Below are 22,293 nucleotides of genomic sequence, written 5' to 3' on the forward strand. Positions count from 1 at the left end.
GTAACTGCCGCTATGCTTTCGATACAAAAAATAATTGCTGAAAGAAGTTAAACTAAAGCCTTTTCTCTGCTGAATAAAGTTAAATTTTAGCATCGTGTGAAAAGTCAAACAATACTATGTATTAGAGAAGTGTAAAGGCCATTGCCTATCCCCTTTTCAAAAAAGCACTTCCTTTAGGAGGATGTTTTTTTTGCGGTGAAAGTAGTCGTAATATTAATAATATAATTAACTGAACTAAATCTAAAGGGGCATCTAGCTTAACCTAAATAAAAAATATGTTATAAAACAAGGCACGGTTCAATGCCGTACCTTGTTTCATTTTTCTATCAAGTTACAAAAAAAATCTATTCAGTAATTTTAGCGTTTTCTACTAAAAATTCAACTGTTTTTTGAATTTTAATGTCGTTTTCAAGAACTGCTGTGCCGCCTAAAGCTCCAGTAATTTGCTCTTTAGTCATGTTAAATTGAGCAGCCATTTTTTCTAATTCAGCTTCGATATCAGCTTCAGTTGCTTCAATTTTTTCAGCTTCAGCAATTGCTTCAAGTGTTAAAGATACACGTACACGGCTTTCTGCTTCTTCTTTCATTTGTCCACGTAAATCTTCTTCTGATTGACCTGAGAATTGGTAGTAAAGGTCTAAGTTCATGCCTTGCATTTGTAAACGTTGACCAAATTCTTGTAACATACGATCAGTTTCAGAGTTAATCATACCTGCAGGTACTTCAAATTCTGCATTTTCAGCAGCTTTTTCAACTAATTGATCGCGAAGTGCTGCATCAGATTCAGCTTGTTTTTGTTCAGCAGTTTGCTCTTTGATTTTAGCACGTAAAGCTTCAACACCTTCAACTTCTGGGTCTAATTCTTTAGCAAACTCGTCGTTTAATTCTGGAAGAACTTTCGTTTTAACTTCTTTTACAGTTACTTTGAAAGTAGCTTCTTTACCAGCTAATTCAGCTGCATGGTATTCTTCTGGGAAAGTAACAACTACGTCTTTTGATTCGCCAGTTTTCGCACCTACAAGTTGCTCTTCAAAGCCAGGGATGAATGAGCCTGAACCGATTTCTAGTGGATAGTCTTCACCTTTACCGCCTTCAAATGGTTCTTCACCTACGAAACCTTCAAAGTCGATAGTAGCTGTATCGCCTTCTACGATAGCTTCATCTTCTTTAATTTCAAGCTCTGCTTTACGAGCTAATTGGTCTTGAATTTGTGCTTCTACTTCTTCGTCAGTAACTTCTACTGGAAGTTTCGCAACTTCTAAACCTTTGTACTCACCAAGTTTTGGTTCTGGTTTTACAGTTACTTGAGCAGTAAATGTGAAATCTTTACCGTGTACGAAGTTTTCTGTACCAGAAATTTCTGGGTAATCAACTGGCATAATTCCAGCTTCATCGATCGCTTTTGAATAAGATTCAGGAACGATGATTTCTAATGCATCTTGGTATAAAGATTCGATACCAAAACGTTGTTCAAACATTTTACGAGGCATTTTCCCTTTACGGAAACCTGGTACGTTAATTTGTTTTACAACTTTTTTGAACGCTTGGTCCATTGCTGCGTCTATTTCTGCAGCTGGTACTTCGATTGTTAGAGTACCGATATTACCTTCTTGTTTTTCCCATTTTGCTGACATGTATAAATACCTCCAAATAAATGATCAAGTTTAATGTTAGACAATTCATTCGTAACTACGATTTTGACAACCATTTTAGTATAACATAGATGCGTATAGTTTCAACTTATTTCATACTTCATGGAGTTCTGTTAATTTTTCTAACATTTGTATAAAGTCAAAGATTTCATAGTCCATTTCCTGTACTTTTCCTAGCATAGACTGTACAAAGTCAATATAACTATAAGCAATATCATCGGCTTCGAATGGGTGCCATTCAAACGGATACGTTACAATGGCATGCTTCGACATTAAATATTGTACCATTTCCAACGTCGATGGGTCTTGCTCTAATTTATTTTCAATTATTTTTTTTACTTCCTTATACTGAGGCAACTGATTTGGTAGGACTAAATTAATAGGATTAACAGTCAATGTTTGATCAAATTTTGATACTGAAATGTCAATTGACACTTCTTGTTCCACTAATAAAATTAATGCTAAACTCTGAACAAATGGATGGATTGTTGGATATTCAATAATAGTTTTCAATGCTGTTTTTAATTGTCGTACATTCGTTTCCATTAAGCGATGCAGTCGAATAGATTGTTCGTTTGGCGTTAACGCACTAAATTTCGAAAGTTCATACTCTTGCTCTTCTAACAATCGTTTTGCATCCTCTTTTTTTTGGAGATTCCTAGCAACCTCTTGATTCAAGCTTCTTAAGCGTTCAAATTTCTCAAGCTGATCTTCGGGAAGTACATTTTCTTCAATTAATGTAGTAATTAACGACTCTACTTGATGGTATTCCTTTAATTGCATACATACTGTAACATATAGTTCCATCACTTCCACATACAATGTCGTCCCCATAGCAAACAATTGCTCACAAACATTTTTAACTTTATCGTATTCTTTTAATTCATATAAAGCATACGCGTAGGTACTTAATGCAATTTCGTCTCCAGCTTCATATAAAAATGCTTTTTCAAAGCTTGCCACAGCCTCTTCATATTGATTATTTTCCGCATACATATGTCCTTCACGTATTAATGTCTGAACAGCACCAGGAAAAACAACAATATTGTCATGTTTGATAACATGCCGTTTTCGCTTTGTCATTTTTCTCACCTCTTTACCTCTATTTTACTTATTAGTTTCTTAATTTAATAATTATCATAACATGGGGTTGATTTTCGTATTCGACTGACCGCTTTCCAGTAAACTACTCTTGCTTAGTCACAAAGGTTTATCACACATTTGGGACGTTCCCCACCCTCACTCCAAACAATTTTACTCTTTAAGTAAATGACAACATACTTATACCAATAAATTTATCCACTGCTTATTTTTAACAAAAATATTCACTTTAATATTTCATATTTTGTAATAAATTGTATTATAATTAATAATATCTTTTATTTATTACTGTTTACAGGCATCCAGCTTTGTCTGTTTTTTAACTTCTTTCAGCATTCATCTCTCCCTCTGTAGGTGTGAGATGAATCCGGGTTTTTAGCTACTTTTCAGAGGGTGTCCAAACATCCGCCGAAATAGAGGAACTCAGTCTAAGAATGCCACATCCTGTGGCAATTTATCTGCGCGAAAGCGAAGCGTCAGCGGCAATTATGCCAAGGCATAATTGATAAAAAGTTCTTCACAAGGAGTGGAATCCATGCAATTAATAGATACAGTTAGTGAATTTGGTAGTAGCATCTCTCCTATGTTTGAGGCACTATCAATTAAAGTTGTTTCGTTATCTACAGCGGACGGTCCCCATCAGAAGGATTATCCGATTGAATTTGAAATACTCACAAGGACTAAGATTGATGTATACACACAAGAAGCAATTACACATATTATAAGTATCCAAGGTCACATTCCTGGCTCCATTTCACTTGGGCACCAACATGAGTCACTTTTTATTATTCCCCAAAGTGTACACATTGAATGCAACTATAAACTTCTAAGTATCGACAAAAAAGATATGCAACGAATCTTACTGCACTCTCAACCGAATCTTCATTATAGTGAATGGCTAATCGATGCCATTAAAAATGCAAATATTCTCGTAGAATTAAAAACCAATCAAAATACCTTTACTGAATGGCCGCTCGGTATAAAGTCAGCCGTTATATTGTAGCTAGGATGAGACATACTTTAATAAGTATGTCTTTTGTTATTGGAAACTATCGCGTCAATACAATTAAGGTGTCATTAAAAAATATGTAGTAATAAAACGAATTTCTACAATGTTTTATCTGCGCGAAAGCGGAATGTCGATGCTTACCCACAGAAAAGTGAGTAGTTTGGAACAGAAACAAATCCTCATAGTAAATTCCAAAGACATACCTGGCCATTTTGCTTTCCAACAATATTAGACATTTATTAATAAGTATATCTTTTATTGTACACTCGTTTAGTCTACCCCTTTTTGTTGCTTGTCTATCATATCAACTTTCTCTTGATTCTGGAATTCCTATTGTGAATATACCCCTATATCACTAGAAAACTTCACCAATCAACAAATTTATCTTTGTAGCGTTATAATAAAAAAAGAGCTAGCTCCATATAAGCATTTTTATTATGTCTACGTATTGTTAAAAGACAAATAATAAGGAATATATTAAAAAAATTCTCTTATAGAGAATGAACTTAACTTCGGGGGAATTACATATGGATATCAAAAACACATTGCAATTATTTTCAACAATGACACTTTCTTCGCGACAAGAATTTATGTTGCACAAGGGCGATTGGTTGTTACAAGAAATGTTAACGCACATTGGTTCACCAGATGCCGAATTACGAGACAAATTAATTTATCGTACTTTTATTGAAATACTTAGCGACAATTTACTAAGCACCGAACAGTTACAATATTTATTTGATACTGTAATAGGTGACGATTTTTTATATTTAAAGCTAGGTGAAGAATTGACAGATAGTGTCTTTACACGTTCGTTTTCTGCTTTACTTGCAGCAGGTATTCTTGCAAAAGATGCTGAACTACTGGTTTTAAATGATGATCGTCTACAAGTTTTCTTTCAAAAGATTGGCCGCTATTTATTATTGGAAAAAGATACACGAGGTCATGTTCTTGATAAGGGCTGGGCGCATAGCATTGCACATGGTGCAGATTTAGCATCAATGACGATTAAACATCCTAAATTTGATTTACAGCATGCGCCTTTATTCTTACATGCATTGAAACTTGTTACTTGGAAAGATACTGTCTTTGTCAACGATGAGGAGGAACGCTTAATTAATATAATTGAAGCGTTACTAGCTCGTAACTACTCCGAGGAAGCACTAATAGAATTTATCGAACAAGTATTTGATAAATTTGAAATGCATTTAGTGACGCAGGGCTATAACGAAGCCTTTTTTAGCGGACGTACATGTACATTAAATTTAATGAAAACATTGTACTTCGCCTTAAAGATGAATAACCTAGCCCCAAAACTTCAAAATACTATCTATGGACAAGTAGCAAAATGGCTAAAACTCGGAGCTTAAAATTAAACAATTTAACCCTTAATTGCGCCGAATGGAGATAGATTTCACCTTCTCTCTGCTTAGATCATTTATTTTCGCCTTCATAACCAAATTTAGCAAACCAAGGATATCCTTAGTTTGCTATTTTTACTTTTCAGATAAAATATCAAGAATACAATATATGGAAGTGTGTAATTATATTAACATAATTAAAAGTAGTTTCCGAAATGTCTTTTTCCAATCATCCCTTACATTTAAAGTTTATCCTTATATATCCATAATTCCGCTTTTCTCGGACTCACCTTTTTAAAAAACGCAACAAAAAAGCATTCAAGACCTTAACACAACGGCGATTTTATTACAAAATGAAGTCTAAAATGTGAAATGATATTTTCACAAAAAAAACTATTTACATAGTTACATACAAGAAACTCAGTGTTTTCAACGTTTCAACAGTGTTTATTTAATTAAACGCAAAAATACTAATATTGAAATAACGATTTTTGTTCAAAAAATGTTCATATTCACCCCCGATTTATTATTAAAAATATAAAAAAATAATTTTTTTTCATTTGAAACGGGCGTATAATCCAATGTGCAAACAATGACTTTTTGTATCGATCGATTATGACACATTGTCTGAAATCGATTACACAGATTAATGATTTTGCGAACGCTTGCACTAGACCAATCAAATACTAGATTCAATGTTTCATATTGAACCATGCCATTGTAAGTATTTCTGATTATTTGATTGGTACAACAACTAAAAGAGGTGACCTTATTACCCACTATTTATAATTTCGAATCTATACAAAAATACATGAAATTTATGAATAGCCGTTTTATAGAAAGGAGTCAAACATGAAGAAAAAGTTAAGCTTAATGTTAATTGCATTTGGAGCGCTTGCAGTTCTTTCTGGCTGTGAACCCCTAACAATCTTTGATCCAAAAGGGCCAAATGCCAAAACATTATCAGACACAATTATTTTATCCATTATTACAATGGCCTTTATATTACTAGTCGTGTACGTGCTTTTAGCATTTATGCTAACAAAATACCGTGCTTCAAAAACATCTGCCGATTATGAGCCTCCTCACGAAGAGGGTAGTCAGTTACTTGAAATTACATGGACAGTTATCCCTATTATCATCGTGGCATTCTTAGCAATTGTTACTGTAAGAACAACGAGTACAGTAGAAGCTCAACCAGCAGGTTATGACAATAAAGAGCCACTTGTTATTTACGCATCATCTTCTAACTGGAAATGGCATTTTAGCTATCCAGAGCAAGGTATTGAAACTGTAAACTATGTAAATATTCCAACTGACCGTCCAATTGAGTTCAAACTTTACTCATTCGGACCAATCACAAGTTTCTGGATTCCTCAATTAGCCGGTCAAAAATACGCAATGAGTGACATGTTAACAACTATTCACCTTGCCGCAGATGAGGTTGGTTCATTCATGGGCCGTAACTCTAACTTTAATGGTCGCGGATTTGCTGAAATGGAATTTGAAGCTCAAACTATGACACAAAAAGACTTCGACAAATGGGCTACTGATGTGAAAACAAAAGAAAAACCATTAACAGAAGAAAAATTTGATGAACTATTAAAAGCAGAACACGTTGGTCGTTCAAGCTATTCATCTACACACTTAGAATTTAGTCCAGCTCCAATGGAACATAGTGAACATATGAAAATGGGCAACATGGATCATAGTGAGATGAACCATGGGGATCATTCTGATTCACAAGAAAATTCTGAAGCAACACATTCACATTAATTTTTAAACCTGAAAGGAGCGCGTCTAATGAGTATGGAAGAAGTTTTCCATCCAATGAAAGAACCGATGATTTTAGCGGCAGCTATTAGTATCGTAGTTGGAGCAGTGGTTATCTTTGCTGGCCTTACGTATTTCAAAAAGTGGGGCTATTTCTATAAAAACTGGCTATCAACTGTTGACCATAAAAAAATCGGTATTATGTATATCGCTGTAGCGCTTTTAATGTTATTCCGCGGTGGTATCGATGCACTATTAATGCGTGCACAAACGGCAGTTCCTGATAACGGACTTCTTGATGCACAACACTATAATGAGATTTTCACAACACATGGTTTAATCATGATTTTATTCATGGCCATGCCATTCGTAATTGGTTTAATGAACGTTGTTATCCCACTGCAAATTGGTGCACGTGACGTTGCCTTCCCACGTCTAAATGCAGTCAGCTTCTGGTTATTTGCAGCTGGTTGTGGTTTACTAAACCTATCATTTATCATTGGTGGTTCACCTGATGCTGGTTGGACAGCTTACTTCCCACTATCTGGGTCAGAATTTAGTCCATCTGTTGGGAACAACTACTATTCTTTAGCTTTACAATTATCAGGGATTGGTACGTTAATGACTGGTGTTAACTTCATCGCAACAATCATTAAAATGCGTGCACCTGGTATGACATTAATGAAAATGCCAATGTTCACTTGGTCAATTTTAATTACAAACGTTATTATCGTATTTGCATTCCCAGTGTTAACTGTAGCACTTGCATTAATGATGTTAGACCGTCAATTTGGTACACAATTCTTCGCAATGCAAAATGGTGGTATGGATATGCTTTGGGCCAACCTATTCTGGGTTTGGGGACATCCTGAGGTTTATATCGTTATCCTACCTGCTTTCGGTATTTTCTCTGAAATCATTGCGACATTTGCACGTAAAAACTTATACGGCTATAAATCAATGGTTATGAGTATGGTCGTTATTTCATTACTATCATTCGTAGTATGGGCCCACCACTTCTATACAATGGGTCACGGTGTAATGGTAAACAGCGTATTCTCTATTACAACAATGGCAATCGCTGTTCCGACAGGGGTTAAAATATTTAACTGGTTGCTCACAATGAGACACGGTAAAATTCAATTTACAACTCCTATGCTTTATGCTCTTGGCTTTATTCCAATCTTCACAATTGGTGGGGTTACAGGGGTAATGCTTGCAATGGCAAGTGCTGACTATCAATATCATAATACGATGTTCTTAGTTGCCCACTTCCACTATGTATTAATTCCAGGTACAGTATTCGGTGTACTTGCAGGTTACCACTACTGGTGGCCAAAAATGTTCGGTTTCCGATTAAATGAAAAACTAGGGAAAACTGCTTTCTGGTTTATCGCAATTAGCTTCAACGTAGCTTTCTTCCCTCTATTTATTTTAGGTTTAGATGGTTACGCTCGTCGTATGTACACTTACTCTGAGTCAACTGGCTACGGTCCATTGAGCATGGTATCATTCATCGGTGCAATTGGTCTTGCTGTCGGCTTTGCGTTAATCGTATACAACATTTACTACAGCTGGAAACATATGCCGCGTAATGAAAAAGCAGATGTTTGGGATGGTCGTTCACTAGAATGGGCTACTCATTCTCCAGTACCAGAATATAACTTTGCAGTAGTTCCAACTGTTACACGTTTAGATGAATTCTGGTTCGCGAAAAAAGAAGGTCGCGATATTACAGCAGGTAAAATTGAAAAAATTCACATGCCTAACAACACTGGTACACCATTCTGGATGAGTGGATTCTTCTTCCTTGCAGCATTCTTCGCTGTATTTAATCTATGGATTCCAGCTATCGTTAGTATGCTTTGTGTATTTGGCTTTATGATTCATCGTTCATTTGAAAAAGATCATGGTCGTTACATTTCAGTTGAAGAAGTTATGGCAACTGAGAAAAGTTTGAGAGGTGATAAATAATATGAAAATCGATTCTTCACTTCCATTAGAATATAGTACAGAGGAAAATCGCCTGAAAATTTTCGGTTTCTGGGTTTTCCTTGGCGCCGAAATCGTATTATTCGCCACACTATTTACAGTGTATTTCACTCTTAATACACGTACAGGTAGTGGCCCAAGTGGCGCTGAAATTTTTGAATTAACACCAGTATTATGGGAAACATTCTTATTATTAACAAGTAGTTTCACAATTGGTCTTGGTGTTCATGCAATGCGCATTGGCAATAAAAAAGCGATGATGGCATTTTTCATCATCACACTTCTATTAGGTCTTGGCTTCTTAGGTATTGAGATCGATGAGTTTGTAACATATGTTGATGAAGGTGCAACAATTCAAACAAGTGCATTCTTATCTGCATTAATGACTTTACTTGGTACGCACGGTGCCCACGTAACATTCGGTTTCTTCTGGGGCGTTGCAATTTTAATCCAAGTAGCAAGTCGTGGCTTAAACCCACAAACGGCTAACAAAGCGTTCATCTTCTCACTGTACTGGCACTTCCTAGACGTTGTTTGGATTTTCATCTTCAGCTTCGTCTACTTGAAAGGACTGATTAGCTGATGAAGGAATTATTCCCAAAACAACATGTGATGGGCTTCGGCTTCTCACTATTACTAACACTTGTAGCATTATCTGTTGTTAAATTTGATATGTCACTTAACATGGCATTTGGTATTTTACTAGTGACTGCTCTTGCACAAGCAACTGTACAATTAGTATTATTCATGCACATCGGTGAATCTGAAGACAAGAAAACGTTATATACAACGATTTTATACTCAGTATTCGTAGGTGTTGTTACAATCCTAGGTACATTATTCACAATGATCTGGGGCTATAATTGATAAACAGAGCCGAGAAAATGACTTCATTTTCTCGGCTTTTTCTTTTTGTAAATATATTTTTTTCAACATCGAAAGCAGACTCAAACACTTCCCCTACTCTTCATACGTGCAAACATAGCGACAACTGATATAAAAAGCTACTAACTTCATACTCCCTTACTACAACGTAAAATCATTAGAATCCCTACAGCAAAATAATCTACTAGTGATAGTTTCTTGTATTAACACCTTTGGCTCTTCAACAAAACTTGTGGATGACATTTGTTAAAACGTACATCTTTTCCCCAAGCGGCTCATCATACGCCCCCAGGAAGCTTTGCTCTGTGCGAAAGCGAAGCGTCAGCAACAAAGAACTCAATCGGAATGGAAATCACCACACGTTATGGATATGAGCTACACCATTGCAATATTTCACAATAACTAACAACAGATTTATTGAGGATTGGTTACTATCTATGAATCAATTTTCTTGCGACTTATCGTAAGTAAGAAGGCTTATAAACAAATGTACAGGTTAGGCATTTACTATTATTTTAATATCGAATTAGTACCGTTTTTTAAATAACGAAACTTTTACTTTTATAGTAATGTATACTAATAGATGATGTTTTTACCAATGAATAGGAGATGAAAGTCATGAACAAATTTTTTAAAGTTTTAAGTGTTGGAGCACTAGCACTTACGCTAGCAGCTTGTAACAGTAGCGCTAGCCCAACGAAAGGTACAACTAAAACAAGTGACCTCACTTTAGAGCAAGTGTATGACAAAGCGGTGAAACGCCAGGAAGACATTAAAAGTGCGAGTGCAAAAGCGGAAGTGACTCAAGAGGCAACAATGGGGTCAGGTGACAAGGAAGAGAAATTTATCAGCGATACAAAAATGGACGTGGATGTAGTTACCGATCCACTAGGTATGCACTTCTCAATGACAACGACAGCGCCAGATATGCTTGACGAAGGCGATAAAAATAATGAAGCGTCAGTCGAAATGTACATGAATAAGGATCAAGGTATTTTCGTAAAAGACGAAACTTCTAATCAATGGTTAAAGTTACCAGGTGATGATTTCGATTCGATTTTAGAGGAAACTTCATCATCAGCAAACGCTAAGGAACAATTAGAACAGCTTAAAAAGTTTGTCGGTGATTTTAAATTCGAGCAAACAGATGATGCATATGTCTTAACTTTAGACGCAAAGGGCGATAAATTTAAAGAACTTATCGATTCTGAAATGAAAAAATCGATGAAAGATCTTAACCTTCAAGAAAATCCTCTTGATAATTTAACGATTAATAAAATGGACTACGTACTATACATTGATAAAGAAACTTTTGATACAAAAAAAATAGATGTGGATATGGATTTGAAAATAAAAGTGGAAGATGAAGAATTTTCGTCAAAAATGAAGACAGTTGTAACATATACTGATTTCAATAACCTAAAAACAATCGACATCCCAAAAGAAATTATCGATAACGCACAAACTGTTGCACAGTAAACAATATAAAAAAGGAATCTGTATACTTTAATGTACGCAGATTCCTTTTACTTTAGGTATCATTTCAATGAAATCGACTATTCCCCTAGGATTTTATTTGAAGATATATCGAAAATATCCGCAAGAATACTATAAATGAACAGAAACATTACGATTTAAAACATATTTAGCGGCCTCAACATATTCGGTTGCTGCTCTTTGGCTAATTATTGCTGTTGGGACGAAGCTTTCAAAGGCATGATAACAGCCAGGATACAAATGGAATTCAACATCAACACCAGCCTGACATAGCCTCGTTACATATTGTAATGTTTCATCACGGAATGGATCTAATTGACCGACACAAGTATAAGTAAATGGTAAATCTGATAAGTCTTCTGCTCTTGCAGCTGCAGCATATTGTGATACATCATCACCCCCATTATCCCCATTTAAATACATTTCCCAGCCCTTTTGATTTAAATCATGATTCCAAACCATATGTCCTGTAATCTCCAATGCAGAAGGTGTATTATTACGATCATCAATCATCGGATAGAGTGGCATTTGAAAACTAAGGTTAGGATAATTTCTATCACGAGCCAGTAGTGCTAATGCTGCTGTTAACCCTCCTCCCGCACTTGCACCAGCTACACCAATACGAGTACTATCAATACCTAAATCTTTCGTATTATCTGCTACCCATTTTAATGCTGTGTAACAATCTTCAAGTGGCGTAGGATAAGGATATTCAGGTGCAAGTCGATAATCCACCGATACTACAATACAATTTGCTTCATTCACAAAACGTTGGCATAGTAAATCATCACCCTCTGGAGCACCTAGTACATATCCTCCTCCATGAATCCATAAAAGCGCTGGTAAATCCCTTACTTTTTTCTTTGGCTTATAAATTCTAATACGTAGTGAATCATTATCATCTGGTCCTTGAATCATTTTGTTTTCAACAGAAATATTGTCTGCTATCGAAGCTGGTTGAGCAGTTGCAGCTAATCCTTCTCTAGTAGCCTCCAAATTATCTAAATCTAAAGGTGGCATTAGTGATAACGTCTCTCTTAGTTCTGGATCAATACGGTTTTCCATTCATTTCATCCTTTCATCATTAAAATTTCCTTTATGATTATTAAGAAGTTAATCCGCCATCAATCGTCACAACTGCACCATTTACATAAGATGCATCCGTTGATATTAAAAAACCTATCACATTTGCAATCTCTTCTGGCGATGCGAGTCTTCTCATTGGTCCGTTTTCCTCTGGATTCGTCTCTATTCCCTTCATCATATTCGTTATTACACCACCAGGACATATGGCATTTACTCTTATTCCACTAGAACCATATTCGATAGCTGCTGTTTTTGTTAGTCCAATGACACCATGTTTGCTCGCTGCATAGCCTCCTAAATATGGCTGACCTTGAATACCTGCTGAAGAAGCAGTATTCACAATAACTCCTGAATTTTGTTGCTCCATTTCTTTTAATACATATTTTAGGCCTAGAAATGCACCTTTAAGGTTAACATCAATAATCCTATCAAAACTTTCTTCCGCTAAATCTCCTAATAAAGATGGCGGGCTTAATACACCTGCATTATTAATGAAAGCATCAATCTTCCCGAATTTTTCCTTGGCTACTTCAACATACTTTTTAACGTCCTGGCTCTTGGACACATCCGCATGTACAAAAATAACATGTTGATTATGTTCCTTAACTGCTTCTAAGGTTTCCTGCCCAGTTGTTTCATCAAAATCCACTAAAACTATCGCTGTATTCTTTTTTGCTAAAAGTTTAGCAGTCTCTCTACCAATACCACTACCTGCCCCCGTAATAATTACTACCTGTTGTTCCATTGTACTTCCCCCTTCCTCGTATCATCAGTCACGATATAGTTTTTAATTTCAACATCGTATAACCTTCATAATTATTTTGGGCAATCTCTTTACAACGTTTTGTGTAATAATCAAATCCGCCATGATATATTAAAAAGCTTCGAGGCTTCCCTGTTATATTGGCGCCAGTGTACCAAGAATCGCCCTTTACATATAACGTTCCATTTGCAATTTCTCGATTATGCTTACTCCATTCTTCCTCTGCTTGTATATTGGTCTCTATTACATCAATGTCATGCTCTCGCATATATTCAATACAATTCGAGACCCATTCTACGTGCTGTTCGATAGCAGTTGGCATATTGACAAGCACAGATGGACTTTCGGGACCTGTAATCATAAACAAGTTCGGAAACCCTGCTGTCGTTAGGCCTAAATACGTTCTAACCGACGCCCCGTTCTCCCATTTATCCTTTAATACAACGCCGCCTTTTCCTTGAATATCGATTTTAAATAAAGGACCTGTCATACCGTCATAACCAGTAGCAAAAATAATAATATCTAAATCATATTGATCATTCGCTGTTTTAATGCCCACTTCTGTTATCTCCTCTATTGGTGATTCCTTTACATCAACTAATAAAACATTCTCTCTGTTGTACGTTTCAAAATAATCGGTATCTAGTATTTGTCTTTTCGTGCCATACATATACTTTGGACTTAGCTTCTCCGCTACTTTGGGATCTTTGACAACTTCACGGATTTTCGAACGGATAAACTCTGCAGCCTTTTCATTCGATTGTTCATTTGTTAAAAAATCGTTATAAGACATTGCAAAAGCAAATCCGCCTTCTGCCCAAGCATCCTCAAACACCTGCTGCCGTTTGCTTTCACTATCCTCCATCGCAGATCGATCATTTTGTATGTGAGGTGTACCCGATATAGAATTCCACATTGCATGCTTTAACGTTTCAAAGTTTTCCTTAATATTTCGAATAAATTCCTCATCATAAGGATGGTTTCTTGCAGGAACTGTATATTGTGGTGTACGCTGAAATACTGTTAAATGCTTTGCCTCTTTTGCAATTACCGGAATGGCTTGAATTCCACTTGAACCTGTCCCAATAATCCCTACTCGTTTTCCAGTAAAATCAATCTTTTCATGTGGCCAATGCCCCGTATGATACCACTTACCTTTAAATTGATTTAACCCTTTTATGTTCGGAATATTCGCGGCCGATAAGCAGCCTATTCCTGTAATGAAATACTTTGCGAAAACTTGAGTGCCATCATTTAAATGAATAAGCCATTTACTACGTTCTTCATCAAAATGTGCAGCATTTACTCGTGTATTAAATTGAATATCCTTTCGCAAATCAAAGCGATCTGCTACATAGTTTAAATAGCTTAATATTTCCTCTTGCTCCGGGAATCTAGATGTCCAATCCCACTCCTCGTACAATTCTTTTGAAAACGTATAATTATAATAGATGCTTTCAACATCACATCTAGCACCAGGATAGCGATTCCAATACCAAACGCCGCCTACTCCATCCCCCGCTTCATAAACAACGGTAGAAAATCCATTACTCCTAAGTTGGTATAACATATAAAGACCAGCAAACCCCGCACCAAGTACGATTGCATCTACCTCTTTGATTGAACGATTTTTCACACACTATTCCTCCCCCACTTCGTTAACTTGTCGAACAGAACTTCTACAAAACTAATGACTACAGAAAAAAAGAATATCTTATCTTTCATACTACAATTTACAGAAAATATTGAAAATTCCCTATTTCAAGCGTATTATATACTTAAAAAAAGGGGATATAACATGTCCAATCTTTATACCATTCAAAAACATTTTGACACTATTGATAACTTTTCGAATCACGAAGAGTTGCTAATTCACATTTTGCAGGTATATTTGAACTCATTCCCTATTAAAGATGCCTATTTATTGAGATATTCTCCAATAGGATTTGTTGCTGAAGGCATTATTCATTTAAATGAGTCTGGCGGAATCCATATCGGAGAAATTAGAGAGGAAATACGTAGTTTTCCAATTATCTATTCTGCTATTGTCGAGAAAAAAGCTAAGTTTTGTACAGGGTTGGATTATTTGAAAAACATTAGTATTAAATATGTTGTCGCCTCTAAACACAACAAACTTTTAATCGTGCCTATATTTATCGGGCCATATGTTTTCGGTTATATTTGTAGCACTCATTTTGAAGAAGATATAGAAATAAGTGATATGCTTTTAGATGATTTAACTAGCTTTGGTAATATGGTTGGACATTTATTAATTCAATCTAAAAGGAGAAGCAAAGATGTTTCTCTTAGTAAACGTGAGTTAGAGGTTAAGATGCAAGTTGCTAACGGAGACAGTACAAAGGAAATTGCATATATTTTGCATTTAAGCGAATTAACGATCAATCAATATGTAAAATCTGCAATAAAAAAACTAAAGGCTAAAAACCGTTCCCATGCTATAAACCTACTTTATAAGCAAGGTATTATTTTATAATATAACCGAAGGGAATTTCTTTCATCCCATTCGTCCATTAAAGCTGACTTCTTAATAAAGTTGAAATCCCATGTTGTTGAAAAGCTATTTATCTCAATGAAATTAAGGTAAAAACATGGTATAGCACTTCGGCAAAACGAGGGGATAATTTCCGTTCCGACTAAGCGCTTTCCTGGGGGCGTTCGATGAGCTACTACGCTTGCGCATCAGGGTTTCATCTGAGCAGTAAAAAACGAGTAGCCTTGAACGGAAATCATCCTTATTTAAAGCTTAACAACAATTACCCATAAAAGCATTTACGCTTTACAAATTTATTTACTTCATCGAAATGCTTCAGACACTATAGAATAATGAAGCAATCCTTCAAAATCTTTCAGTTCCGAATTAAGATTGTTATACGTATATTCATAGTTCATTCCTAGTTTATCTACAATTCGTATAGATGCCACATTTCCAGGATGAACAACAGCAATAACCTTACGTAAACCGATTTTATTAAACGCGTATTTCAGTAAGGCGTATGTAGCTTCAGACGCAATCCCTTGCCCTCTATAAGCTTCCGAAATACCATAATATAATTCAATCTCAGTTTCTTTCACATCATCTGGACCAAGCCCACAATACCCAATTAACGTTTGGCTTTCCCTATCTACAATGGCTAAATTAAGCTTATGTATTTTAGTAGGCGTGTTTTTTTGGTTACATTGAATGGACCACTCTATTACTCGTTGAATATCATCACGGTTAGGCACATCCTCGGGGATAAATTGATAAAAATCAGGTTCAGACACAACTGCATATAATTCATCCAAATCAGATAAAGTATATGGGCGAATTATGAGTCTCTCGGTTTCAATATGTAGATTTAAAAACATAATGATTACTCCTTAAAAATCAAAATTTAAAAGGTCTTTATTTCTTTTGCGTACTTATACTAGTCCCAATAATTTTTCATTAAATCAGTTGCCCAACGTGGCTGTTTTATTTCCCCTTTTGGTAAAAATTCTTTCATTACAGGTTTTATATCAATGATTGGTGTTCCATCAATAGCATCTAAGCCTTTAACGATTAATGTTCTATCCTTTAATTCTAGTAATTCTACAACTGTTACGCCTATTTTATTAGGTCTATTTTTACCTCTCTGTGCAAAAATACCGACTTCCGGATAGTCCGTATTATTTCTTGGATGTCTCGCTTCATATTGGATCTTTTCATCTGTAACTTTGTCAAAATAAAAAATTATTTCTAAATGAGAAAAATCTCCAATTCCCTTTAAAGACGATTCATAAATATCTTTTGTCAATTCAATAGTAGAAATGACGCCACCCCAATTGTCGTCTTCAATCATTTTTCGACTATTGCTCACTACAGCTATGGGTTGAATGTTATAGAGCATATCAAGACCTCTTCTCTTCGTTGATTTTTTCATGCATATTTCCACTTAACCCCAGTATACTTCAGCTACCACCAATGTCAATTTAAGGTAATTTACTTATGATTTCAAAAGAGATCTCAACATAATTGTCTTCCCTACAGTAAATGGCCAAAGAATTTCTTAAATGCATGTATTCACTGCTCTTTTTTGTTTTACTATTTGTAAAAATAAAACACATGAAAATGTTACGAGGGATATGTTATGGTATATTATCTACAATGAAATTTTAGAAGGTGGAAAACATGCTAGAAGTAAGTGAAAGTAAGTTAACACAATATATTTTACATTTTATTGACGATACACTCGTATTAGGTGAGGAATCATTATCACAGCCAGAGGTCATGCTAGAAGCGGCTTTTACACAGCTAGCGTTTAGCAAAATCGATTTAGAGCAGCAATTCGAATTTTTTCATGAAACAGACATTGCGTTAAACGAGGTGTACACATATGTGAGGGCAATATTTGATCAGGAGACTAGTTTCCTTGAACAATCAATCAACATTGCTAAACACTTACATAGTGTATCTCAACATCCTAACATTAAAAGCGGCGAATTGTTTATTGGACTATTTGACAATTGTTTTCTAGCTACAGAAGTTAAAAAAATAATTGCCATTGTTAAAATTGATGAAAAAGAAATGTTTTTAGATGTAAAAAACGACCACAACAAAATGGTTGTTAACGGCATTGATGGAATTAATGTGAAGAAAATTAATAACATGGCCATTATCATAGATATGGGAACTGATAAGACACCTGCTGTCTTTATGAAAACGAAAAGAAAAGAAGATATTGTCTACTGGCAAGAACGATTTTTAAAGATAAAAGCAGCCGATGAACATTATTACAAAACGAATTTAGCATTAACAGAGTGCAAAAAATATATTTTAAAAGAAGAGAGCTATAGCAACACTGAGAAACTAGGGTTTTTAAATAAAACGCTTGATTACTTTAGAAATGAAGATGAATTTCAAGTAAATAATTATATTGAAACGGTATTTGAAAATGCAGAGCCAACGCAAAAAGATATTATTATTAATTCGGTAAAACCATATGAAACCGTTATTTCTGAGAGTGCACTTGAAAAGGCTGAAAAAAAATATAAACGTAAAATTAAACTCGATTCTAATATTGAAATCCAGGTGAATGTACAGGATATCGAGCAAGTGGATGAACTAATTGAAGTAGGTTACGATGAATCTACAAATCGAAAATTCTACAAAATTTATTTCCAGGAAGAACTATAATTAAATTTTAAGAGACTTCCTTAGTTTAAAGGGGAAGCTCCTCACCATAGCGTGTGGTTGATTTCCGTTCCAACTGGGCGCTTTGTAGCTGCCGCTTCGCTTTCGCACAGAGCAGAGCTTCCTGGAGGCGTCCGAGGAGTCGCCCAGTCTCCACTCCAATCAACTGATATCAATTTCGCCTTAGCGTAATTATAGCTGTCGCTTCGTAAGCAATTATAATAATTACCAATGATTTCGTATTACCTAAAATCCACGGCTTCAAATAGCTCAATAGCTCTTCTATCACCCTAATATCCCCTAGTATTACCTATACATCGAATTTGTTAATATGTTACAATTTAGTTAAAACATTTTTGTCGGAATAGGGGGATCTTTTTAATATGTCCTATGTAAACGATTTACAGTATTATATTGATAGTGTGCTTCAATCGGGATTTTACTCGAACTTCTTTTGGTGACAACTTGTATTTCAACTATTATTTATTTAGTAACTAAAAACCAATATATTTCGTACTTATCGTCTGCACCAATATTTTATTTTCTTTCAATAATTTTGTACCACAATTCACACTTCATTCTGCTTGTCTTAGCAATGACAGTACAAGCCTTAGTTATTTTATTTATCCAGAAGAAGAATCTACTAAAGGTCATAACAATGAAAGACAAAGCTCACGACAGTATTTAACATGATAAAATAAAGGACTTGTTTTTACGATTTATCAACAAGTCCTTTTACTCTTTTAAGCTTAAAAAATATCACCTTAAACTCTCCCATATTTTAATGCTCTTGCCCAATCAGATCTATTCTGACCTTCGTTTTGTTTAATAACCTCCTTAGTATCATAAGGAATGCTTAACTGCTCAATAACCCATTCACCATCCCTTTTTTCTACAAATGTCTAATTTGCAAACGGTGTACCTGATTCAATCTTATAATAGAACGGTTCAACTTCTTCATAAGCAGGCAAACCGACACTGCCTGGATTAATAATGATTTTGTTATTAGGTAAATAAACAATCGTTGGAAAATGGGAGTGACCACAAAAAATAATATTTTGAGGAATATCTTTTACTAAATTCATTATTTCCTCTGTCTGTTTAACAGTAACGCCATGTGGAGTAATTTCATTCAACATATACAGTTCATCATTTTCAGGTGAAGCATGACAAAAGTAAAAATCATCTGTCTGAATTGAAAATGGCAGAATCAATTATGCCGCAGCATAATTGCGTCCGGAATCGGCTTTGTGCTTGCACAAAGAACTCCTTTCCGATTCCGTGACATCCGCCGGAGGCTTTAACTTCTTTCAGCGGATGTTTGGACACCCGCTGAAAGAAGTTAGTTAACCAGCTTTTATGTTCCTCTAAGAGCATGTCTATTACATATTGAATGGTTGGATTATCCGATGAAGACTGCAATAATATCCGATCACAATTCCCACTTACACTTTTAATATCTGTTCTCTGTATCATTTCATATGTTTCTAATGGGAATAACGGTCCGTAAAGAGTGTCACCTAAATTATAAACCTTATCGATATTTCTATATTTTATATCCTCTAACACTGCTTTAAATGCATCTTTATTTCCATGAATATCTGATAGTACTGCTATTTTCACCTTAATTAGTTTTACATTTCTGGAGCTTCCATACCGAAATTTGCCCATTCTTCTTTAGCTGGACCATAAATGCCTGGGACAGTTAATCCAGCCTGTCGCATAAGAACCGTCATTTGTCCTCGATGGTGATTCTGATGTTGAATCAAAAAAATTAACAGTGTACCAATTCGCATTTCTTGACCGAAGAAATTGATGTGCTCATGTAGAGTTTGATCAGTCCAATTGGTTTTTACAGCTTGCACAAACGCATTATTGACTTGAGAATAGCTATCTGCAATAAATTGTGCTGAAGTAGGAACAGGATAATCTTTAGTTGGACCTTCAAATGTTAAATTTGTATTGGAAGTTATTATGAGAATTGCCGCAACAGTATGCCAAGCAATACGTCCTAAAGTCCAATTTTCAGACGTTATTTCCTGTTGAAGAGATTCATCAGTTAGATTATTCAGTAACCTCTGTGTACAATTTGCTTCGAACTCCCAAGACTTAAAAAAATCATTTAAATTCTGATACATAATAATCCCCTCTTTCTTAAAAGTGACGACAACAAAAAAGTGCTCTCATCGTAAAGGAAATGTTTATAGATTAGTAGAGGTTTTCAATATATTTATTTAATTCTTTTTGATTAATCGATCCTTTTATCGTGTACATTAATTTACCTTTTGAATCAAATATAAACGTTGTTGGATAAGCCAATATTTCAAATGATTTTTGAAGTGTACCATCTAAATCAAGAAATATAGGGAAATTCAAATTGTATGACTCTTGAAATTTCATGGCATTTTCAATACTATCTTTAGAAGTTGCATTGATTGCTAACAGCTCAACATTTTCAGATTTATTGTTATAAAAATCCCTTAATTCAGAAGCCTCTTCTTGACAAGGTCCACACCAAGATGCCCAAAAGTTAACGATTAGGACCTTTCCATTGTATTCTTTAAATGTTGTTGATGATTCGTCTAATCGTGTTAATTTTGCATCAAAAACAAGCTGTTTTGTTCCATCTTCATTTTCTACTATCGGATTGACTGTTGCTTCTTTTATAATTACATTTTTGAAAACAATTCCTACAAGTAATACGACTAACAAAGCAGAGAAATATAAACCTAAACGTTTTTTAAATTGCATAAATGATCACCTACTACCCCTTTTCTTATACGTACCTATATTGAATTTTGATAAGCTAACATTAATTTTTCTTTGGCTTTCTGACCAGCTAATCCTGTTTTTAATAATTCATCAGATTTTTGGTGATCTAAAGTTTTTGTAAATTGATTTAATAGGTTATCTATCAAAACATCAGGCATCTCGCCTGTGCTTTGATCTGTATCTTGTCCCTTTGGTAATTTCGTTTCTTTAATCATTACTCTTTCGCCATTCAATTTTGTTACATAATGACGAATATAACCATCTTCTCTTTTAATTTCATATTTTGCTTTTGCCTCTTTATTTTTATCTAAAAATAAATCTGGTGATAGTCTATTTAATTCATCTTTTTTAATCGTATTTATGTAATTATTATTTGTAGATTGAATCCTCATTCTATTGCCCTCTTTCATTCGTTTATTCGATATCCAAAGAATAACACTTAATTAATTTTCCATCATATAAATTAATTACCATTTTAACCAATTTACTAAATTTGGTCTACTCTCTATAAATCGTAGTAGTTATCCCTTGCAAAAAAATTCTTTCGAACAAATCAGTAGTGATTCTCATATTTATTGCGAAGATTAAATTGTTGTTTTCCCCTTATAACTGGTTTGTTTATGTAATCCACGCTATGAAAAAATTTCCATAAAAAAATTGACCTCCAAATTTGTCCAATGTTATATTTACTAATGCAGTAATTTACTAAATTACTAAAATTTGAATTAACAAGGGGGATGTAATTGATGAAAATACCTACACATTTAAAGCATAAACCTGTTATTGTTGCTGAAAATTATGCCAATATTGATGGGCGCACTGCTTATCATACAGATGTACAGGGGCTCTCACTTGGCTTAGCTCAATGGAATGACAGAGGTAAGGTTGATATTTCTGCTAAAGTGTGGCGTCATACAGGTGGTAAATGGTCACGTCAATCGGAGGAATTACCACTTCATCGCGTGCTTGACCTCGCTATTTTAGTTTGTGAATCTCAGCTTCATTTTAAGGAAGCTTATCGCTACGATGATTTATATGATGAAGAAAACCCCGTTATTAAACGTGTTGGCTTACAGGGGGATGCAATGACAGTGGAAGTATGTACGGAAAATGAACAAATTAAAGAGGATATTAAGCTCTTTAATCAAGCATTAAGTGCAGATGGTGAACTAATTGGCGAACGCCTACGCACGCTATCACATATTTTAAAGGAAATGGGTTATTAAAAC

General features: G+C 35.0%; 24 protein-coding genes. 11 read left to right on the forward strand and 13 right to left on the reverse strand.

Annotation, left to right across the window (positions count from 1 at the left end):
• Positions 1–344 precede the first annotated feature (344 nt).
• Both tig and AC1DCY_RS07765 read right to left on the reverse strand, forming a co-directional pair.
• Positions 345–1,634, reverse strand: coding sequence for a trigger factor (tig, locus tag AC1DCY_RS07760; RefSeq protein WP_477348934.1), 1,290 nt, complete (start codon positions 1,632–1,634; stop codon positions 345–347).
• Between the two features lie 111 nt (positions 1,635–1,745).
• Entirely contained in the window at positions 1,746–2,735 is a 990-nt protein-coding gene (locus tag AC1DCY_RS07765; protein WP_477348935.1) for a hypothetical protein, read from the reverse strand.
• Positions 2,736–3,288: 553 nt separating this feature from the next.
• Between AC1DCY_RS07765 and AC1DCY_RS07770 the strand changes: the two genes are divergently transcribed.
• The 8 genes from AC1DCY_RS07770 to AC1DCY_RS07805 all read left to right on the forward strand — a co-directional run bounded on the left by AC1DCY_RS07770 (position 3,289) and on the right by AC1DCY_RS07805 (position 11,252).
• A complete protein-coding gene (locus tag AC1DCY_RS07770; protein ID WP_477348937.1) occupies positions 3,289–3,756 on the forward strand; it encodes a hypothetical protein in 468 nt (155 codons plus the stop codon).
• 533 nt (positions 3,757–4,289) lie between these two features.
• Entirely contained in the window at positions 4,290–5,132 is an 843-nt protein-coding gene (locus tag AC1DCY_RS07775) for a DUF2785 domain-containing protein (RefSeq protein ID WP_477348939.1), read from the forward strand.
• Positions 5,133–5,975: 843 nt separating this feature from the next.
• On the forward strand, positions 5,976–6,899 hold the full coding sequence (gene qoxA, locus AC1DCY_RS07780) for a cytochrome aa3 quinol oxidase subunit II (RefSeq protein WP_477348941.1): 924 nt from the start codon (positions 5,976–5,978) through the stop codon (positions 6,897–6,899).
• A gap of 27 nt (positions 6,900–6,926) precedes the next feature.
• Entirely contained in the window at positions 6,927–8,870 is a 1,944-nt protein-coding gene (gene qoxB / locus AC1DCY_RS07785; RefSeq protein WP_477348943.1) for a cytochrome aa3 quinol oxidase subunit I, read from the forward strand.
• A 1-nt stretch (position 8,871) separates the two neighbouring features.
• Positions 8,872–9,471 carry a cytochrome aa3 quinol oxidase subunit III gene (qoxC, locus tag AC1DCY_RS07790; protein WP_477348945.1) on the forward strand — a complete coding sequence of 200 codons (600 nt, stop codon included), beginning with the start codon at positions 8,872–8,874 and terminating at the stop codon, positions 9,469–9,471.
• Positions 9,471–9,755 (forward strand): cytochrome aa3 quinol oxidase subunit IV, encoded by a 285-nt coding sequence (gene qoxD, locus AC1DCY_RS07795; protein WP_477348947.1) that lies wholly within the window; start codon positions 9,471–9,473, stop codon positions 9,753–9,755. Before qoxC ends, qoxD begins: the two co-directional genes overlap by 1 nt.
• Positions 9,756–10,016: 261 nt before the next feature.
• Positions 10,017–10,175, forward strand: coding sequence for a hypothetical protein (locus tag AC1DCY_RS07800; RefSeq protein ID WP_477348949.1), 159 nt, complete (start codon positions 10,017–10,019; stop codon positions 10,173–10,175).
• A gap of 216 nt (positions 10,176–10,391) precedes the next feature.
• Positions 10,392–11,252 carry a DUF6612 family protein gene (locus AC1DCY_RS07805; RefSeq protein ID WP_477348950.1) on the forward strand — a complete coding sequence of 287 codons (861 nt, stop codon included), beginning with the start codon at positions 10,392–10,394 and terminating at the stop codon, positions 11,250–11,252.
• A 129-nt stretch (positions 11,253–11,381) separates the two neighbouring features.
• Here the strand turns inward: AC1DCY_RS07805 and AC1DCY_RS07810 are convergent, their stop codons facing one another.
• The 3 genes from AC1DCY_RS07810 to AC1DCY_RS07820 are packed head-to-tail and all read right to left on the reverse strand — an operon-like array spanning position 11,382 to position 14,755.
• On the reverse strand, positions 11,382–12,335 hold the full coding sequence (locus AC1DCY_RS07810) for an alpha/beta hydrolase (RefSeq protein ID WP_477348951.1): 954 nt from the start codon (positions 12,333–12,335) through the stop codon (positions 11,382–11,384).
• A 40-nt stretch (positions 12,336–12,375) separates the two neighbouring features.
• Entirely contained in the window at positions 12,376–13,101 is a 726-nt protein-coding gene (locus AC1DCY_RS07815) for an SDR family NAD(P)-dependent oxidoreductase (RefSeq protein ID WP_477348953.1), read from the reverse strand.
• A 28-nt stretch (positions 13,102–13,129) separates the two neighbouring features.
• Complete coding sequence (locus tag AC1DCY_RS07820; RefSeq protein WP_477348955.1) at positions 13,130–14,755, reverse strand: flavin-containing monooxygenase; 1,626 nt, start codon at positions 14,753–14,755, stop codon at positions 13,130–13,132.
• Positions 14,756–14,917: 162 nt separating this feature from the next.
• Here AC1DCY_RS07820 and AC1DCY_RS07825 point away from each other — a divergent pair, with 162 nt between their 5' ends.
• On the forward strand, positions 14,918–15,613 hold the full coding sequence (locus tag AC1DCY_RS07825) for a response regulator transcription factor (RefSeq protein ID WP_477348957.1): 696 nt from the start codon (positions 14,918–14,920) through the stop codon (positions 15,611–15,613).
• Between the two features lie 320 nt (positions 15,614–15,933).
• On the opposite strand, the gene AC1DCY_RS07830 is transcribed toward AC1DCY_RS07825, so the two are convergent.
• Positions 15,934–16,488, reverse strand: coding sequence for a GNAT family N-acetyltransferase (locus tag AC1DCY_RS07830; RefSeq protein ID WP_477348958.1), 555 nt, complete (start codon positions 16,486–16,488; stop codon positions 15,934–15,936).
• Positions 16,489–16,547: 59 nt separating this feature from the next.
• Positions 16,548–17,009 carry a tRNA (N6-threonylcarbamoyladenosine(37)-N6)-methyltransferase TrmO gene (gene tsaA / locus AC1DCY_RS07835; RefSeq protein WP_477349128.1) on the reverse strand — a complete coding sequence of 154 codons (462 nt, stop codon included), beginning with the start codon at positions 17,007–17,009 and terminating at the stop codon, positions 16,548–16,550.
• Positions 17,010–17,290: 281 nt separating this feature from the next.
• Here tsaA and AC1DCY_RS07840 point away from each other — a divergent pair, with 281 nt between their 5' ends.
• Positions 17,291–18,295 (forward strand): nucleoid-associated protein, encoded by a 1,005-nt coding sequence (locus AC1DCY_RS07840; RefSeq protein WP_477348960.1) that lies wholly within the window; start codon positions 17,291–17,293, stop codon positions 18,293–18,295.
• 41 nt (positions 18,296–18,336) lie between these two features.
• Here AC1DCY_RS07840 and AC1DCY_RS07845 read toward each other — a convergent pair whose 3' ends face one another.
• The 6 genes from AC1DCY_RS07845 to AC1DCY_RS07870 all read right to left on the reverse strand — a co-directional run bounded on the left by AC1DCY_RS07845 (position 18,337) and on the right by AC1DCY_RS07870 (position 21,456).
• A complete protein-coding gene (locus AC1DCY_RS07845; protein WP_477348962.1) occupies positions 18,337–18,468 on the reverse strand; it encodes a hypothetical protein in 132 nt (43 codons plus the stop codon).
• Between the two features lie 726 nt (positions 18,469–19,194).
• Positions 19,195–19,431 (reverse strand): hypothetical protein, encoded by a 237-nt coding sequence (locus AC1DCY_RS07850; protein WP_477348964.1) that lies wholly within the window; start codon positions 19,429–19,431, stop codon positions 19,195–19,197.
• Positions 19,432–19,474: 43 nt separating this feature from the next.
• Positions 19,475–19,963: a metallophosphoesterase family protein gene (locus tag AC1DCY_RS07855; RefSeq protein WP_477348966.1), complete on the reverse strand. Its 489-nt coding sequence runs from the start codon at positions 19,961–19,963 to the stop codon at positions 19,475–19,477.
• Positions 19,927–20,430, reverse strand: a complete 504-nt coding sequence (locus AC1DCY_RS07860; protein ID WP_477348967.1) for a DinB family protein — start codon at positions 20,428–20,430, stop codon at positions 19,927–19,929. The genes AC1DCY_RS07855 and AC1DCY_RS07860 overlap by 37 nt, the downstream gene beginning before the upstream one ends.
• A gap of 70 nt (positions 20,431–20,500) precedes the next feature.
• Complete coding sequence (locus AC1DCY_RS07865) at positions 20,501–21,043, reverse strand: TlpA family protein disulfide reductase (protein ID WP_477348969.1); 543 nt, start codon at positions 21,041–21,043, stop codon at positions 20,501–20,503.
• Positions 21,044–21,078: 35 nt separating this feature from the next.
• The gene (locus AC1DCY_RS07870) at positions 21,079–21,456 is read right to left on the reverse strand and encodes a hypothetical protein (protein ID WP_477348971.1); all 378 of its coding nucleotides are present in this window, start codon (positions 21,454–21,456) and stop codon (positions 21,079–21,081) included.
• Between the two features lie 354 nt (positions 21,457–21,810).
• Here AC1DCY_RS07870 and AC1DCY_RS07875 point away from each other — a divergent pair, with 354 nt between their 5' ends.
• Positions 21,811–22,290 carry a DUF6530 family protein gene (locus AC1DCY_RS07875; protein WP_477348973.1) on the forward strand — a complete coding sequence of 160 codons (480 nt, stop codon included), beginning with the start codon at positions 21,811–21,813 and terminating at the stop codon, positions 22,288–22,290.
• Positions 22,291–22,293 lie beyond the last annotated feature (3 nt).

The sequence above is a fragment of the Lysinibacillus sp. 10T31 genome (genome assembly GCF_056394365.1).